General features: G+C 69.6%; 13 protein-coding genes. 7 read left to right on the top strand and 6 right to left on the bottom strand.

Annotation, left to right across the window (positions count from 1 at the left end; all coding sequences use genetic code 11):
- Positions 1-39 precede the first annotated feature (39 nt).
- Both OG568_RS25685 and OG568_RS25680 read right to left on the bottom strand, forming a co-directional pair.
- Positions 40-1,404, bottom strand: coding sequence for a M18 family aminopeptidase (locus OG568_RS25685; RefSeq protein WP_329533277.1), 1,365 nt, complete (start codon positions 1,402-1,404; stop codon positions 40-42).
- A gap of 209 nt (positions 1,405-1,613) precedes the next feature.
- Positions 1,614-3,440: an acyl-CoA dehydrogenase gene (locus tag OG568_RS25680; protein ID WP_329533276.1), complete on the bottom strand. Its 1,827-nt coding sequence runs from the start codon at positions 3,438-3,440 to the stop codon at positions 1,614-1,616.
- A 143-nt stretch (positions 3,441-3,583) separates the two neighbouring features.
- Between OG568_RS25680 and OG568_RS25675 the strand changes: the two genes are divergently transcribed.
- The 3 genes from OG568_RS25675 (at position 3,584) to OG568_RS25665 (ending at position 6,345) form a co-directional block, all read left to right on the top strand.
- Positions 3,584-4,045, top strand: coding sequence for an SseB family protein (locus OG568_RS25675; RefSeq protein ID WP_266432416.1), 462 nt, complete (start codon positions 3,584-3,586; stop codon positions 4,043-4,045).
- 123 nt (positions 4,046-4,168) lie between these two features.
- The gene (locus OG568_RS25670; protein ID WP_266432414.1) at positions 4,169-5,140 is read left to right on the top strand and encodes a pirin family protein; all 972 of its coding nucleotides are present in this window, start codon (positions 4,169-4,171) and stop codon (positions 5,138-5,140) included.
- A gap of 137 nt (positions 5,141-5,277) precedes the next feature.
- Positions 5,278-6,345 carry an AI-2E family transporter gene (locus OG568_RS25665; RefSeq protein ID WP_329533275.1) on the top strand — a complete coding sequence of 356 codons (1,068 nt, stop codon included), beginning with the start codon at positions 5,278-5,280 and terminating at the stop codon, positions 6,343-6,345.
- On the opposite strand, the gene OG568_RS25660 is transcribed toward OG568_RS25665, so the two are convergent.
- Positions 6,294-8,570, bottom strand: a complete 2,277-nt coding sequence (locus tag OG568_RS25660; protein WP_329533274.1) for a SpoIIE family protein phosphatase — start codon at positions 8,568-8,570, stop codon at positions 6,294-6,296. The genes OG568_RS25665 and OG568_RS25660 overlap by 52 nt on opposite strands.
- 173 nt (positions 8,571-8,743) lie before the next feature.
- Here OG568_RS25660 and aspS point away from each other — a divergent pair, with 173 nt between their 5' ends.
- The 3 genes from aspS to OG568_RS25645 all read left to right on the top strand — a co-directional run bounded on the left by aspS (position 8,744) and on the right by OG568_RS25645 (position 12,443).
- A complete protein-coding gene (gene aspS, locus OG568_RS25655; protein ID WP_266432407.1) occupies positions 8,744-10,507 on the top strand; it encodes an aspartate--tRNA ligase in 1,764 nt (587 codons plus the stop codon).
- A gap of 130 nt (positions 10,508-10,637) precedes the next feature.
- Positions 10,638-11,582: an intradiol ring-cleavage dioxygenase gene (locus tag OG568_RS25650; protein WP_329533273.1), complete on the top strand. Its 945-nt coding sequence runs from the start codon at positions 10,638-10,640 to the stop codon at positions 11,580-11,582.
- Positions 11,583-11,789: 207 nt separating this feature from the next.
- Positions 11,790-12,443: a hypothetical protein gene (locus OG568_RS25645; RefSeq protein ID WP_329533272.1), complete on the top strand. Its 654-nt coding sequence runs from the start codon at positions 11,790-11,792 to the stop codon at positions 12,441-12,443.
- Positions 12,444-12,446: 3 nt separating this feature from the next.
- On the opposite strand, the gene OG568_RS25640 is transcribed toward OG568_RS25645, so the two are convergent.
- Together OG568_RS25640 and OG568_RS25635 are read right to left on the bottom strand one after the other, a co-directional pair.
- Positions 12,447-12,629, bottom strand: coding sequence for a hypothetical protein (locus OG568_RS25640; RefSeq protein ID WP_329533271.1), 183 nt, complete (start codon positions 12,627-12,629; stop codon positions 12,447-12,449).
- 49 nt (positions 12,630-12,678) lie between these two features.
- Positions 12,679-13,242 carry a cysteine hydrolase family protein gene (locus OG568_RS25635; RefSeq protein ID WP_329533270.1) on the bottom strand — a complete coding sequence of 188 codons (564 nt, stop codon included), beginning with the start codon at positions 13,240-13,242 and terminating at the stop codon, positions 12,679-12,681.
- Between the two features lie 153 nt (positions 13,243-13,395).
- On the opposite strand from OG568_RS25635, the gene OG568_RS25630 reads away from it, so the two are divergent.
- Complete coding sequence (locus OG568_RS25630) at positions 13,396-14,742, top strand: pectate lyase family protein (protein WP_329533269.1); 1,347 nt, start codon at positions 13,396-13,398, stop codon at positions 14,740-14,742.
- A gap of 71 nt (positions 14,743-14,813) precedes the next feature.
- Here the strand turns inward: OG568_RS25630 and OG568_RS25625 are convergent, their stop codons facing one another.
- The gene (locus OG568_RS25625) at positions 14,814-15,290 is read right to left on the bottom strand and encodes a hypothetical protein (RefSeq protein ID WP_266626612.1); all 477 of its coding nucleotides are present in this window, start codon (positions 15,288-15,290) and stop codon (positions 14,814-14,816) included.
- Positions 15,291-15,306 lie beyond the last annotated feature (16 nt).

Raw genomic sequence — 15,306 nt, 5'->3', positions numbered from 1 at the left:
CCGCCCCGGTGATGCCGCTGTTCCTCGATCACCGGGGTGCTATCCCTCCAGGAACGCCACCAGCGCGTTGGCCAGCAGGAACGGGTCGTCCGCGCCGCAGAGTTCACGGGCACTGTGCATCGAGAGGATGGCCACGCCGATGTCCACGGTCTTGATGCCGTGACGGGCCGCGGTGATCGGGCCGATGGTGGTGCCGCAGGGCATCGAGTTGTTGGAGACGAAGGACTGGAAGGGCACGCCGGCCTTCGCGCAGGCGGCGGCGAAGACCGCACGGCCCGAACCGTCCGTCGCGTAGCGGTTGTTGACGTTCACCTTGAGGATGGGGCCGCCGCCCGCGCGCGGGTGGTGCGTCGGGTCGTGCCGCTCGGCGTAGTTGGGGTGGACGGCGTGGCCGGTGTCGGAGGAGAGGCAGATCGTGCCCGCGAAGGCGCGCGCCCGGTCCTCGTACGAGCCACCGCGCGCGAACACCGAGCGTTCGAGCACGCCGCCGAGCAGCGGACCGTCGGCGCCGGTGTCGCTCTGCGAGCCGTTCTCCTCGTGGTCGAAGGCCGCGAGGACGGGGATGTACGTAAGCCCCGAACCGGCACGGGAACCGGAACCGGAGCCGGAACCCGAACCCGAACCTGAACCGGAGCCGGAAGGGGAGCCGTCGCCCGTCACCGCCGCGATCAGAGCCGCCGTCCCCGCGTGCAGGGACAGCAGGTTGTCCATGCGCGGTCCGGCCAGCAGCTCCTTGTCACGGCCCAGGTACGAGGGCCGCTCGACGGAGTGGGTCATCAGGTCCCAGCCGGTGACCTCGCCCGCCGACAGACCCGACTCCTCCTCCAGGAAGGCGATCAGATCGCCCTCGCCGGGGTCGCCGAGGCCCCAGACGGGCTGCAGATGACGCTGCTTGTCGAGCTTGAGGCCGTCGGTGGAGACGGAACGGTCGAGGTGGACGGCGAGCTGGGGCACGCGCAGCAGGGGGCGGTCGATGTTCACCAGTCGCGAGGAACCGTCCTTGAGCGTCAGCCGTCCCGCCAGGCCCAGGTCCCGGTCCAGCCAGGAGTTCAGCAGCGGGCCGCCGTAGATCTCCACGGCCACCTGGCGCCAGCCGTGCGCCCCGCTGTCCGGCTGGGGCTTCACCCGCAGATTGGGGGAGTCGGTGTGTGCGCCCACGATCCGGAACGGGGTGTGCGGCTCGGCGCCCTCGGGCAGGTACCAGGCGACGATCGCGCCGCCGCGCAGCACGTACTTGCCGCCGCTCGTCCCCTCCCACGCATCGGTCTCGGCGACCTGACGGAATCCGGCCTTCTCCAGCCGCTCGGCGGCGTTCGCCACGGCGTGGTACGGCGTCGGGCTCGCCGCCAGAAAGGTCATGAGGTCGTCGGTGTGGCCGCGGTCGAAGCGGGCGCTTGTGCTCATGGGTTCACCTTAACGACGCCCGAGGTCCCGCTCCCGGCGGTGGGGACAGCCCTTCGTAAGAGGGATGTGAAGGACGGACATCTGGCGAGGAGCGGGCTGCCGCGAGCCCTCTGGGGCCGCATGCGACGGCGGCCCGCCCCCGGAGATTCGCTCCGGGAACGGGCCGCCGACGGCGATGCGATGCCCTCAGACCGCGAGGGGCGGGAGGATCAGAACGCCGCCTCGTCCAGCTCCATCAGGTCCAGGTCCACGCCCTGGGCGAGCTTGCGGGCGCCGGTGACGCCGGGCAGGACGTTGGCGGCGAAGAACTTCGCCGCGGCGATCTTGCCGGTGTAGAAGGGCTTGTCCTTCGCCGAGGCCGTCTCCAGCTTCTCGGCGGCCACCGCGGCACCGCGCAGCAGCAGGTAGCCGACGACGACGTCGCCGGAGGCCAGCAGCAGGCGGGTGGTGTTCAGGCCGACCTTGTAGATGTTCTTGACGTCCTGCTCGGTGGCCGCGAGGTCCGTGAGCATGAGGCCGACGATGGCCTCCAGTTCGACGGCCGCCTTGGCGAGCTGCTCGCGGGCCGCGGACAGGTCCTCGCCGCCCGTGCCGAGCGCCAGGAACTTCTTGATGTCCTCGGCGAGGGAGTTCAGCGCCGCGCCCTGGTTGCGGACGATCTTCCGGAAGAAGAAGTCCTGGCCCTGGATCGCGGTCGTGCCCTCGTACAGGGTGTCGATCTTGGCGTCGCGGATGTACTGCTCGATCGGGTACTCCTGCAGGAAGCCGGAGCCGCCGAAGGTCTGCAGCGACTGGGCGAGCTGCTCGTAGCCCTTCTCGGAGCCGTAGCCCTTCACGATCGGCAGGAGCAGGTCGTTGAGGGCCTCCAGGGCGGCGGTGTCCTCGCCGGCCGCCTCCTTGACCTGGATCTCGTCCTGGATCGCGGCGGTGTGCAGCACCAAGGCGCGCATGCCCTCCGCGTACGCCTTCTGCGTCATCAGCGAGCGGCGCACGTCGGGGTGGTGCGTGATGGTGACCTTGGGCGCGGCCTTGTCCATGAAGTTAGCGAGGTCGGGACCCTGGACACGCTCCTTGGCGTACTCCAGGGCGTTCAGGTAGCCCGTGGACAGGGTCGAGATCGCCTTCGTGCCGACCATCATGCGGGCGAACTCGATGATCCGGAACATCTGGCGGATGCCGTCGTGCTTGTCGCCGATCAGCCAGCCCTTGGCGGGGTGGCGGTCGCCGAAGGTCATCTCGCACGTGTTGGACGCCTTGAGGCCCATCTTGTGCTCGACGTTCGTCGCGTACGCGCCGTTGCGCTCGCCCAGCTCGCCGGTCTCGAAGTCGAACTCGTACTTCGGGACGAGGAAGAGGGACAGGCCCTTGGTGCCGGGGCCGGCGCCCTCGGGGCGGGCGAGGACGTAGTGGAGGATGTTCTCCTCCATGTCGTGCTCACCCGAGGTGATGAAGCGCTTCACGCCCTCGATGTGCCAGGAGCCGTCCTCCTGCTGGACGGCCTTGGTGCGGCCCGCGCCGACGTCCGAGCCGGCGTCCGGCTCGGTGAGCACCATGGTGGAGCCCCACTGCTTCTCGACGGCGATCTTCGCTATGTGCTTCTGGACCTCGGTGCCCTCCTCGAAGAGGATGCCCGCGAAGGCGGGGCCGGAGGAGTACATCCAGACCGCCGGGTTCGCGCCGAGGATCAGCTCCGCGTACGCCCAGATCAGGGAGCGGGGCGAGGTGGTCCCGCCGAGCTCCTCGGGCAGGCCCAGACGCCAGTACTCGGAGTCCATGAAGGCCCGGTACGACTTCTTGAAGGATGCCGGTACGGGAGCCGTGTTGGTCTCCGGGTCGAAGACCGGCGGGTTGCGGTCGGCGTCCGCGAACGACTCCGCCAGCTCGTTCTCCGAGAGGCGGGTCAGCTCCTCGAGGACGCTCTTGGCGGTGTCGACGTCCATCTCCGCGAACGGTCCGGTGCCATACACCTTGTCGCGCCCGAGCACCTCGAAGAGGTTGAACTCGATGTCGCGGAGATTCGACTTGTAGTGCCCCATGGCGACGGCTCCGTAAGGGATCGGGGAGGCGGAGGTACTCGCAGCCTCGTTACACGTACCGGCAAGTAGCTACGATGATGCTACCCGTCGGTAATAAGAATCAACCCCTGATGGCTCATATGTGGCCGACTACTCTTTGACCCATGTACGGCTACGACCAGAATGCGGGCGCCCAGCAGCAGTACGCCCCGCCGCAGCAGATGCCCGGCGGCTACGGCCAGCAGCCGCCGCTCTATCCCGAGCCGTCCCCGCCCTCGCTGGCGGACGCGGTGCGCGCGTTCACCACGGGATCGATGTCCGCGGAGGACTTCCAGCAGGTCTTCGCGACGTCGAAGGTCTACTGCCCACGTGGCGACAACCCCGGGTTCCTGGCGCTGCACAACACCCAGCAGCCGGTCATCCCGATGTTCACCTCGCTCAAGGAGCTGCGCCGGTACGCCGGCAAGGAGTCCAAGTACTTCGTGATCACCGGCGCCGAGGTGATCGACCTGCTCCCCACCGGTTACGGCTTCGTCGTCGACATGGAGGGGGAGCACCGTATGGTCTTCGACGCGAAGGCCGTGGAGCAGATGGTGGACTTCGCCATGCGCCGCATGTACGGCTAGCGCCCGCTCCCCTACTCCTACGACAGTCCGGACGCCCGGAGGGAATGCCCTCCGGGCGTCCGTCGTTGTGGGTGGCAGAAAGTTCAACAATCAACTAAACTCGAAGCACAAGGAGGTACCGACATGCCTGCAGTGACCGTCGAGAACCCGCTGACCCTTCCCCGTGTGGTCGCGCCGGCCGACGCCGTGGACCGCCCCGTGCTCACCGTGACGACCGCGCCCAGCGGCTTCGAGGGCGAGGGCTTCCCGGTGCGCCGCGCGTTCGCCGGGATCAACTACCGCCACCTCGACCCGTTCATCATGATGGACCAGATGGGCGAGGTGGAGTACGCGCCGGGCGAGCCCAAGGGCACCCCCTGGCACCCCCACCGCGGCTTCGAGACCGTGACCTACATCATCGACGGCATCTTCGACCACCAGGACTCCAACGGTGGTGGCGGCACCATCACCAACGGTGACACCCAGTGGATGACCGCGGGCGCCGGCCTCCTGCACATCGAGGCCCCGCCGGAGTCGCTCGTCATGTCCGGCGGCCTCTTCCACGGCCTCCAGCTGTGGGTGAACCTCCCGGCCAAGGACAAGATGATGGCGCCCCGGTACCAGGACATCCGCGGCGGCTCGGTCCAGCTGCTGAGCACCCCCGACGGCGGCGCGCTGCTGCGCGTCATCGCCGGTGAGCTCGACGGCCACGAGGGCCCCGGCATCACGCACACGCCGATCACCATGGTCCACGCGACCCTGGCTCCCGGCGCCGAGATGACGCTCCCCTGGCGTGAGGACTTCAACGGTCTCGCGTACGTCCTCGCCGGACGCGGCAGCGTCGGTACGGGCCGTCGCCCGGTCCACACCGGCCAGACCGCCGTCTTCGGCGCGGGCGGCTCGCTGACCGTCCGCGCGGACGAGAAGCAGGACGCGAACACGCCGGACCTCGAGGTCGTCCTCCTCGGCGGACAGCCGATCCGCGAGCCCATGGCCCACTACGGCCCCTTCGTGATGAACACCCGCGAGGAACTGCAGCAGGCCTTCGAGGACTTCCAGAAGGGCCGCCTGGGCACCATCCCGGCGGTGCACGGAATGTCCGAGGGCGGGATGTAATCCCCTTCCGACCCTCTTCCGCCTCGGCGGAAAAGGCCCCGTCCGCACGCCGGACGGGGCCTTTCGCGCTGACGCCGTGTCACCCGGGCGGGCCGTCCCGGCGGGACGGCACGGTCCTCGCGTGGTCGGGTGGAAGCGTGCAGCTACTCCCCGAAGGTGCGCGGCGGCTGGCCGCCTGGTGCGCCGTGATCCTGCTCGTCGCCGGTGTGGCGTGGGTCGGGATCCGGCTGTGCGGGGAGTTCCGCACGGCGATCGTGCCCGTGCTGCTCGCGCTGCTCGGCACCGCGCTGCTCGGGCCGATGTACCGGCGGCTGGTGGACGTCGGCGTCAACCGGTCGCTGGCCGCCGCGCTCACCTGTGTCGCGGTGGTCGTGGTCGTCGGCGGCGCCGTCTACATCGTGGTCGCCGCGCTCATCGACACCGGGGACGAGATCGTCGCCTCCCTCAAGCACGCCGCGCGGTCCGTCACCCAGCACTTCGGCGCGGCGGGCACCTCCCTCGACGACCTCGCCTCCAACGCCAAGGACCTGCTGGCCAAGTTCGGGGGCACGGCCGCGTCCAACGTCATCAGCGGCGTGAGCGTGGTGGGGGAGTCCATCGCCATGGCCGTACTGGCCCTGCTGCTCGTCTTCTTCTTCCTGCGCGACTCCCACCGCACCGCCGGGCTGCTGCGCTCGCTGGCGCCGCGCGGCACCGCGGACACGGTGGAGGCCATGGCCCGGCGCGCCTTCGAGGCCGTCCAGGGCTTCATGCGCGGGACCACGGTGATCGCCCTCATCGACGCCCTGTGCATCGCGATCGGGCTGCTGATCCTGCGTGTCCCGGGCGCGGTCGGGCTCGGGGCGCTGGTCTTCGTGGGGGCGTTCATCCCGTATCTCGGCGCGTTCCTGTCCGGCGCGGTGGCCGTGCTGGTCGCGCTCGCCGACCGGGGGTTCGTGATCGCGCTGTGGGCGCTCGGGGTCGTTCTCGCCGTGCAGGTCCTCGAAGGGCATGTGCTGCAGCCGATGATCCAGAGCCGGACCGTGCAGATGCACCCGGCGGTGGTGATGCTGACGATCACGGCGGGCGCGTCCGTCGCGGGCATCCTGGGCATGCTGCTCGCCGTACCGCTGACAGCCGCCGGGTTCGGGGTCCTCTCGGAGCTGCGCACCCGCTACGCGTCGGCCTCCCCGGCCCCGTCGGAAGCCACGGACCCGCCTGTGTGACCCGCCGGACGCTCCCCGGCTCCCCCGGCTCCCCCGGCCCCTTCCGGCGCCCGGTCGTCCGACCGCCAGAACCGCTCGTCGTCCTGTTCGCCGTCGGCCTCGTAGGACTCGAACCAGATGCTCTTGCCCTCGCCCCGCGGGTCGACGCCCCAGGAGTCGGCGAGGAATTCCATGAGCACCAGTCCACGTCCGGAGGACGCCAGTTCGCCGGGGTGGCGGCGATGCGGCAGGTCGTCGCTGGCGTCGGTGACCTCGATCCGTATCCGGCGGTCGTCCGGACCGCCGGTCACCTCGGCGACGAGCAGCGCGTCGGCGTCGGTGTGGACGAGGACGTTGGTCAGCATCTCGGAGACGAGGAGGACCGCCGAGTCGCGCTGGTCGTCGGAGGCCCAGTCGTGCAGCATCTCGCGCAGCTGCTGGCGGGCCTCCGCGATCCGCTCGGGCTCGGCCTGCGCCACGGTCAGCGCGGTGCGGCGCACCGAGGGGGAGGCCGGGGCCTCGACCGTGTCGCCGCGCCGCTCGCCCTGCCGGCTCAGCAGCAGGACGGCTATGTCGTCCTCGCGCCGGTCGGCCAGCGGCCCGGGGGTGTGGTGCGAGGAGGGCCCGTGCACGCCCTGGACCAGCGCGTCGGCGAGCTCCTCCATGTCGCCGTCGTGGGACTCCAGGATGCGGCGGATACGGCGCCACCCGGTGTCGAGGTCGTGGCCGCCGGTCTCGATCAGCCCGTCGGTGCAGATCAGCATGGTCTCGCCGGGTTCCAGGGCGAGCCGGGTCGTGGGGTAGTCGGCGTCCGGGTCGATGCCGAGTGGCAGTCCGCCCGCCGTGGGGCGTATCAGCACCGTCCCGTCCGCCATGCGTATCGCGGGGTCCGGGTGGCCGGCACGGGCGAAGTCGAGCATGCCGGTCGCCGGGTCCACCTCGACGTACAGGCAGGTCGCGAAGCGCGGGTCCGAGGTGTTGCCGCCGGTGCGGCCCGTGGAGCCGTACGTCACCGAGTCCGTGACCCCGGACAGGAACCGCGAGGCCCGGGAGAGGACCGCGTCCGGCCGGTGGCCCTCGGAGGCGTATGCGCGCAGGGCGATACGGAGCTGGCCCATCAGTCCCGCGGCGCGCACGTCGTGGCCCTGGACGTCGCCGATGACCAGGGCGAAGCGGCCGGTCGGCAGCGGGATCACGTCGTACCAGTCACCGCCGACCTGGAGGCCGCCGCCGGTGGGGACATAGCGCGCGGCGACCTCCATGCCCGGCATCTGGGGGCCGAGCGTGGGCATCATCGAGCGCTGCAGCCCGTCGGTGAGCTCCCGTTCCGTCTCGGTGGCCACGGCCCGGGAGAGGGCCTGAGCCAGCATCCGGGCCACGGTCGTCAGCACCGAGCGCTCGTCGGGCGTGAAGCTGACGGGGTAGGTGAAGGCCGCCATCCACGCGCCCATGGTGCGCCCGGCGACGGTCAGCGGCAGAAAGGCCCAGGATTCCCGTCCGAAGTGCTGGGCGAGCGGCCAGGAGACGGGATAGCGCTCCTTGTAGTCCTCCGGGGAGGAGAGGTAGACGGCGCGGCCGGTGCGGACGACCTCTGCGGCCGGGTAGTCGGTGGCCAAGGACATATGGGTAAAAGGGCCCTCGTCCCCCGGCTTCTGCCCGTGGTGGCCGATGACGGTGAGCCGGTCCCCGTCCACGCCGAAGACGGCCAGGCCGTCCGGTGTGAACCCCGGCATCGACAGGCCCGCCGCGACCCGCAGTACCTCCGCCGTGGACCGCGCCTCGGCCAGCGCCCGCCCGGCGTCCAGCAGGAACGCCTCGCGGGAGCGGCGCCAGTCGCCGGTGAGCGGGGTGCGCGCGGCGGTGGCCCCCGAGGGCTCGGTGACCTCCTGAAGGGTGCCGAACAGCAGGAACTCCCCGGTCTCGGGGTCGATGGTCGGCTTGGAGCGGCTGCGCACGGTACGGATCACCCGCCCGTGCTCGTCCATGACCCGCAGCCGGACCTCGGCGAGCGTGTTCTCGGCGACGGCGAGCTGTACGACGCCGACGACCTCGTTCCAGTCGGCCGGGTGGAACCGGGACCGCATGGCCACTTCGGTGACGGTCGCCGCTTCCGGGGGCAGCCCGAGGAGCCGGGCGGCCTCGGCGTCGATGGTGACCTGCCCGTGTGTGTTGTCCAAGCGCCACACGCCGGTCGCAAGGGCGGCCAGTACGTCCCCCACGGCTGGCAGGGGCTCACCAGTGCGCATTGACCCACTGTATGGAGAGGTGATCGGAAGGTGCCACCGAGGGTATTCGGAGTGGTGATCTTTGGGTGGCCGGTACCCTTGGGGGATCCGGGCGTCGGCCCGGAAGTTTCACGTGAAACAGCCCCAAGCTCATGTGAGACAGACCCCGATCCGCGAAGACTGGATGAACGACGATGCATCGGTACAGGTCCCACACCTGCGGCGAGCTCCGCGCCTCTGACGTCGGCAGCGACGTCCGGCTGAGCGGCTGGCTGCACAATCGCCGAGACCTGGGCGGCATCCTCTTCATCGATCTGCGCGATCACTACGGCATCACGCAGCTCGTCGCCCGCCCCGGCACGCCCGCCTACGAGGCTCTCGACAAGGTCACCAAGGAGTCGACGGTCCGCGTCGACGGCAAGGTCGTCTCGCGCGGCGCGGAGAACGTCAACCCGGATCTGCCCACCGGCGAGGTCGAGGTCGAGGTGAGCGAGGTCGAGCTGCTCGGCGCCGCCGCCCCGCTGCCGTTCACGATCAACGCCGAGGACGGCGTCAACGAGGAGCGGCGCCTGGAGTACCGCTTCCTCGACCTGCGCCGCGAGCGCATGCACCGCAACATCCTGCTGCGTACGGCCGTGATCTCCGCGATCCGTCACAAGATGACGGCGCTGGGCTTCAACGAGATGGCGACCCCGATCCTCAGCGCCACCTCCCCCGAGGGCGCGCGCGACTTCGTGGTCCCCTCCCGTCTGAACCCGGGCAAGTTCTACGCCCTGCCGCAGGCCCCGCAGCAGTTCAAGCAGCTGCTGATGATCTCCGGCTTCGACCGCTACTTCCAGATCGCGCCCTGCTTCCGCGACGAGGACGCGCGCGCCGACCGTTCGCCGGGCGAGTTCTACCAGCTCGACGTGGAGATGTCCTTCGTCGAGCAGGAGGACGTCTTCCAGCCGATCGAGAAGCTGATGACGGAGCTGTTCGAGGAGTTCGGCGGTGGCCGTCACGTCACCTCCCCCTTCCCGCGCATCCCGTTCCGCGAGGCGATGCTGAAGTACGGCTCCGACAAGCCGGACCTGCGCGCCCAGCTGGAGCTCGTCGACATCACCGACATCTTCGAGGGCTCCGAGTTCAAGGCCTTCGCCGGCAAGCACGTACGCGCCCTGCCGGTGCCGGACGTGTCCGGTCAGACGCGGAAGTTCTTCGACGGTCTCGGTGACTACGCGGTCGAGCAGGGCGCGAAGGGCCTGGCCTGGGTGCGGGTGGGTGAGGACGGCTCGCTGACGGGCCCGATCGCCAAGTTCCTCACCGAGGACAACGTCGCCGAGCTGACCAAGCGCCTCTCCCTGGCCCCCGGCCACGCGGTGTTCTTCGGCGCGGGCGAGTTCGACGAGGTCTCGAAGATCATGGGCGCGGTGCGGGTCGAGGCCGCGAAGCGCTCGGGCAACTTCGAGGAGAACGTCTTCCGGTTCTGCTGGATCGTCGACTTCCCGATGTACGAGAAGGACGAGGACACCGGGAAGATCGACTTCTCGCACAACCCGTTCTCGATGCCCCAGGGCGGCCTGGAGGCCCTGGAGACCCAGGACCCGCTGGACATCCTGGGCTGGCAGTACGACATCGTGTGCAACGGCGTCGAGCTGTCCTCCGGCGCGATCCGCAACCACGAGCCCGAGATCATGCTCAAGGCGTTCGAGATCGCGGGCTACGACCGTGACACCGTCGAGGAGCAGTTCGCCGGCATGCTGCGTGCCTTCCGCTTCGGCGCCCCGCCGCACGGGGGTATCGCCCCGGGCGTCGACCGCATCGTCATGCTCCTCGCGGACGAGCCGAACATCCGCGAGACGATCGCGTTCCCGCTCAACGGCAACGCGCAGGACCTGATGATGGGCGCGCCGACGGAGCTCGACGAGACCCGTCTGCGGGAGCTGCACCTCTCGGTGCGCAAGCCGCAGCCGAAGTAAGCCTCGAAGCAAGTCCTGTTCGCCGGAGTGGCTCGGAACCGTCGTCGGTTCCGAGCCACTTTTGCATGGTCATGCAAAACACAGTCCTTACCCACGTGGTTCACAGGTGGCGTTCCTAGCGTGCCCGCCCATGACTGAGAAACAAGGACCGGCCGATAGCCGGGACATGACGAGGCGCAAGGTCGTCGTCGCAGGTGGAGCGGCCGTCGTGGCCGTGGGAGTGGGCGGCGGTCTTGCCGTGGACGCGTTCGCGGACGACGGGGGCGCCGGCACCCCGTCCTCTTCCGGCACGGCAACGGAGGCGTGTTACACGCTGACCTCGGAGACCACCGAGGGCCCGTACTACATTGACGCGGACAAGATCCGCCAGGACATCACCGAGGATCTGCCGGGCATCCCGCTGACCCTCAAGCTCAAGGTGATCGACGCCGATACCTGCAGGCCCGTGAAGAACGCGGCGGTCGACATCTGGCACTGCAGCGCGCTGGGTGTCTACTCCGGCTACGAGGCGATGGGCAGCGGCGGTGGCGGTGGTACCCCGCCGTCCGACCCGCCCTCCGGTACGCCTACCGGCGAGCCTCCGTCCGGCGGTCCGGGCGGTCCGGGCGGCGGCGGCGGTCACGCCGAGCCCACCGACGACAAGCGTTATCTGCGCGGCACCTGGAAGACCGACAGACACGGTTATGTCACCTTCAAGACGGTCTTCCCGGGCTGGTACCAGGGCCGCGCCGTCCATATCCACACGAAGGTGCACGTCGACGGCGCCTGGACCGACGCGGGCTACGAGGGCGGGCACACCTGCCACACGGGCCAGTTCTTCTTCGACGAGAAATCGGTGCTGGCGTCGGCGGAGGTCGCCCCGTACTCCACCAACACCTCCACGCGCACCACGCTCACCGAGGACACGATCTACCCCCAGAACGGCCACACGGGCGGCCTCCTGTACCTCAGGTACGACAAGAGGCACATCGCGAAGGGAGTCCACGCCCACCTGACGATGGGCGTGGCCCCGGACGAGACGCACGACAGCTCGGACACGCAGCCGAGCGCGTCGGCGTCGTCCTCGGCGAGCTGACCCACCAGCTCGCTCGACCAGGGCCCGGAACTCCACTGGTTCCGGGCCCTTCGGGCGGTACGGGCGCCGGGATCCGGCGTCCGGGGAGGTTCACCGTGGACGCACAGGCGGTTCGGCGGGGGTGCACAGTGGCGGGGCGTGTGATGTGAGGAGGCGGGCGAGGTCACCTCGCGCCGTACCGGGACATCGCAAGCGCCGGAGGAAGCCATGGGAGTCGTACTGGTCGCACTGTTGCTGATCGTCGGAGCGGTGGCCGCGGTCGCCTACCAGCGACGGCTGTCGCAGCCGTACGGCGCGGTGTCCGACCTGGACGCGGAGGCGGAGGCCCACCGCTGGGTGGAGCGGCTCGGCGGAGGCCTGTCGACGCTCGACGCGGGGGGCGACGCGACGGCGGCGCAGGCGCTGACCGACGCCGCCGAGTGCCACCGGGCCGCGCAGGGTCAGTTGGCCACGGCTCGCTCCGGCGCGCAGTACGCGATGGCTTCACAGACGGCCCTGGAGGGCCTCCACTACGTCCGCGCCGCCCGTACGTCGCTGGGCCTCGACCCCGGCCCCGCCCTCCCCGACCTGGGCACGGGCTCGGTCACCGCCCGGGACGGCCACGTCACGATCGACGGCCGGACCTACGCGGCCTCGCCCCGCCCCGGTGACGCGACGCCGTACTACTACCCCGGCGGGGTCGTGGACGGCCGGCGGATGCCGGGCGGTTGGTACAGCTCCCCCTGGTGGAAGACGGCCCTCGTCGCCGGCGCGGCCGGAGCCGGCGGGGTGATCCTGGCCGACGCCCTCCTCGACGGCCTCCGCCACCCGCACGGGGGTGGCCCGATGGGCGGACCCGGGGGATTCGGCGGGCGCTTCTGATGGTCAGGCGGAGGCCTGGTTCTGGTTGCCTTCACTCTGCCCGTCTTCGTTCTCGGCGAACAGTTCCTCGGCCGTGGTGGCGGTCAGGGACCGGTCGAACCAGAGCATGAGGGTGTCGAGGTCGGTGCATGAGGTGACGCGTTCCCGGATGTCCTCGGGGACGTCGACGGCATGTTTCTCCAGCACGCGAAGGATCAGCGTGGCGCGGTCCTTGGCCTCGCCATCAGTGTCGCTGCTATCGCGGTGTGAGGGATGTGAGCCAGTCCTCGACGGTGACGACGTCCGCCCATTGCGGGAACAGCTTCTCGGTGAGGAGTCGGTGTACCTCGGGGTCGGTGTCGAGGCAGGCGTCCGTCAGGACGGTGAGGCCGAAGTCCAGGTCGATGGCGTGGCACAGGGTGGACAGCACCACGCCGCTGGTCGCGATACCGGTGACAACGAGGCTGTCGATGTCACGAGCCCTGAGGACCAGGTCGAAGTCGCTGCCCGAGAACGCGCTCCCTCGCCTCTTGGCGACCACGACGTCGCCCTGCCGGGGCTCGATGTCGTGATGGATCTCGGTGCCGGGGGCGCCCTCGGCGAACAGGCCGGCCCGCACGGCGTTCGTGATCACCCTGTTGCGGGGGCTGACTTCCGGGTCGTCCGGCCGTAACGCGATGACCACGTAGATCACGGGGATGCCCGCCGCGTGGGCACCGTCGATCGCCCTGCGCAGGCGCGGCAGATATCCCGAGCCGTCGTCGGCGATGGCCACGATGTCCCGTTGGACGTCCATCACGAGGAGTGCGCTGTTCGCCATAAGGGCAAGTCTGGGGGATCGGCCGAGCCGCGGTGGAGGTTTCTCAGGGCGGCAACCTTTTCGGTCGTCGCGGTCACTGATGAGTCAGAAGCACCGTTCAGCGGAGCTTCGCGCACCACGACACGTGCTCCACCACCACGTAAGGACTCATCCGTGGCATCCCCCTCGCACCGCAGGTCCCTCCGTAAGCGTCGCGCCGTCATCGTCTCCGCCGCCGCCGTCACGGCCGCGGGCCTCGGCGCCGTCACGTTCGTGATGAACGCGAACGCGGGTACGGTCGACCTCGCGCACCAGGTGCTGCCCGCCAAGGACGGCTGGGCGGCATCCGGGGCCGGGACGACCGGCGGCTCGCAGGCCGACTCCTCGCACGTCTACACCGTCAGCACCCGCGCTCAGCTTGTGAAGGCGCTGGGCAAGGCCGACAACTCCACGCCGAAGATCATTCAGGTCAAGGGCGTCATCGACGCCAACACCGACGACTCGGGCAAGAAGCTGACCTGCGCCGACTACTCCGCCGGTACGGGGTACTCGCTCGCCGCCTATCTGAAGGCGTACGACCCGGCCACGTACGGCACCTCCAAGCTGCCCTCCGGTACGCAGGAGAAGGCCCGTGACGCGGCCAAGCAGAAGCAGGCGAAGAACATCGTCTTCAAGGTGCCCGCCAACACCACCATCGTGGGTGTGCCGGGCACCAAGGCCGGGATCACCGGCGGCAGCCTCCAGGTGCAGAGCGTCGACAACGTCATCATCCGCAACCTGACCTTCTCCGCCACCGAGGACTGCTTCCCGCAGTGGGACCCGACCGACGGCGACAGCGGCAACTGGAACTCCGCGTACGACGCCGTCACCCTGCGCGGCGCGACGCACGTGTGGGCCGACCACAACACCTTCACCGACGCGTCGCACTTCGACAGCGCCAACCCGAAGTACTACGGCCGCGAGTACCAGATCCACGACGGCGACCTCGACATCACCAACGGATCCGACCTGGTGACCGTCGAGCGCAACCAGTTCACCAACCACGACAAGACGATGCTCATCGGCAGCAGCGACACCGACAGCGTCGGCAAGCTGCGCGTCTCCCTCCACCACAACGTGTGGAAGGGGATCGTGCAGAGGGCTCCCCTGACCCGTATCGGGCAGGTGCACATCTACAACAACTACTTCGACACCACGACCGTCAACGGCTACGCGCCCCTCTACAGCATCAACTCCCGCGCCAAGGCCCAGGTCGTCGCCGAGGACAACTACTGGAAGGTCCCGACGGGCGGGAAGATCTCCAAGCTGCTCAGCGGCGACGGCACCGGCTCGGTCGCCGGCGGCGGCAACCTCGTCAACGGCACCTCGACCGACCTCGTCGCCGCGTACAACGCCGCGAACTCGAAGAAGCTGAAGACGACCGTCAACTGGACACCGACCCTCAACGCCGGAATCCAGAGCTCGGCGAAGAACCTGCCCACCGAGCTGGCCACCACCACCGGTGCGGTCCTGACCAAGTAGGTCCGGATACGGAAAGGGCGCCCGGGGCGGCGAAGCCCCGGGCGCCCCATCCTCGGATGCGCTCGCGCGTCTCAGGTGTCGTACCGGCCGTTCCACGGCTCGGCGAACGCGAGGCGGTCCGGGTAGAGCTCGGCCCAGGTCTCTTCCTCGTCCTCCCTGATCACCAGGCCGAACAGCACGCCGTCGACGGTGCGTTGGAAGGGACGGATCGCGATGTTCGTATACGAGCGGCGGGGCAGGCTCCGCAGGAGTTTCGCCAGGTGGGCCCTGGCCCGGGAGAGGACCGAGTCCGGTCCGTCCGGCGCCAGCTGCTGTTCGGCCCAGGTGCCCGCGCACCAGATCTCCGAGTCGCGGTAGCGGCCCTGGGCGTCGAAGGTGTGCAGCACCGTGTAGAGACGTTTGTGCTGCTCCCAGCCATCGTCGGGACGGTAACCCTCGGGGAAGGCATAGGTGATCGACGCCAGGAACTGGCCGTCCGCGTAGCGACCGATGCTCTCGGTGCGGGACTTCGGCTCGTAGGCGATCGGAATGACCGGAGGGACTGCCATGGCGAAACCATACGGG

Source organism: Streptomyces sp. NBC_01450 (assembly GCF_036227505.1).
GTDB lineage: Bacteria > Actinomycetota > Actinomycetes > Streptomycetales > Streptomycetaceae > Streptomyces.
This window is presented reverse-complemented; position numbering and strand designations above follow the sequence as displayed.

Bases quoted from the DNA above. Each gene is read 5' to 3' on its own strand.
- OG568_RS25685 (WP_329533277.1), bottom strand. From the start codon at position 1,404: ATGAGCACAAGCGCCCGCTTCGACCGCGGCCACACCGACGACCTCATG.
- OG568_RS25680 (WP_329533276.1), bottom strand. From the start codon at position 3,440: ATGGGGCACTACAAGTCGAATCTCCGCGACATCGAGTTCAACCTCTTC.
- OG568_RS25675 (WP_266432416.1), top strand. From the start codon at position 3,584: ATGTACGGCTACGACCAGAATGCGGGCGCCCAGCAGCAGTACGCCCCG.
- OG568_RS25670 (WP_266432414.1), top strand. From the start codon at position 4,169: ATGCCTGCAGTGACCGTCGAGAACCCGCTGACCCTTCCCCGTGTGGTC.
- OG568_RS25660 (WP_329533274.1), bottom strand. From the start codon at position 8,570: ATGCGCACTGGTGAGCCCCTGCCAGCCGTGGGGGACGTACTGGCCGCC.
- aspS (WP_266432407.1), top strand. From the start codon at position 8,744: ATGCATCGGTACAGGTCCCACACCTGCGGCGAGCTCCGCGCCTCTGAC.
- OG568_RS25650 (WP_329533273.1), top strand. From the start codon at position 10,638: ATGACTGAGAAACAAGGACCGGCCGATAGCCGGGACATGACGAGGCGC.
- OG568_RS25645 (WP_329533272.1), top strand. From the start codon at position 11,790: ATGGGAGTCGTACTGGTCGCACTGTTGCTGATCGTCGGAGCGGTGGCC.
- OG568_RS25635 (WP_329533270.1), bottom strand. From the start codon at position 13,242: ATGGCGAACAGCGCACTCCTCGTGATGGACGTCCAACGGGACATCGTG.
- OG568_RS25625 (WP_266626612.1), bottom strand. From the start codon at position 15,290: ATGGCAGTCCCTCCGGTCATTCCGATCGCCTACGAGCCGAAGTCCCGC.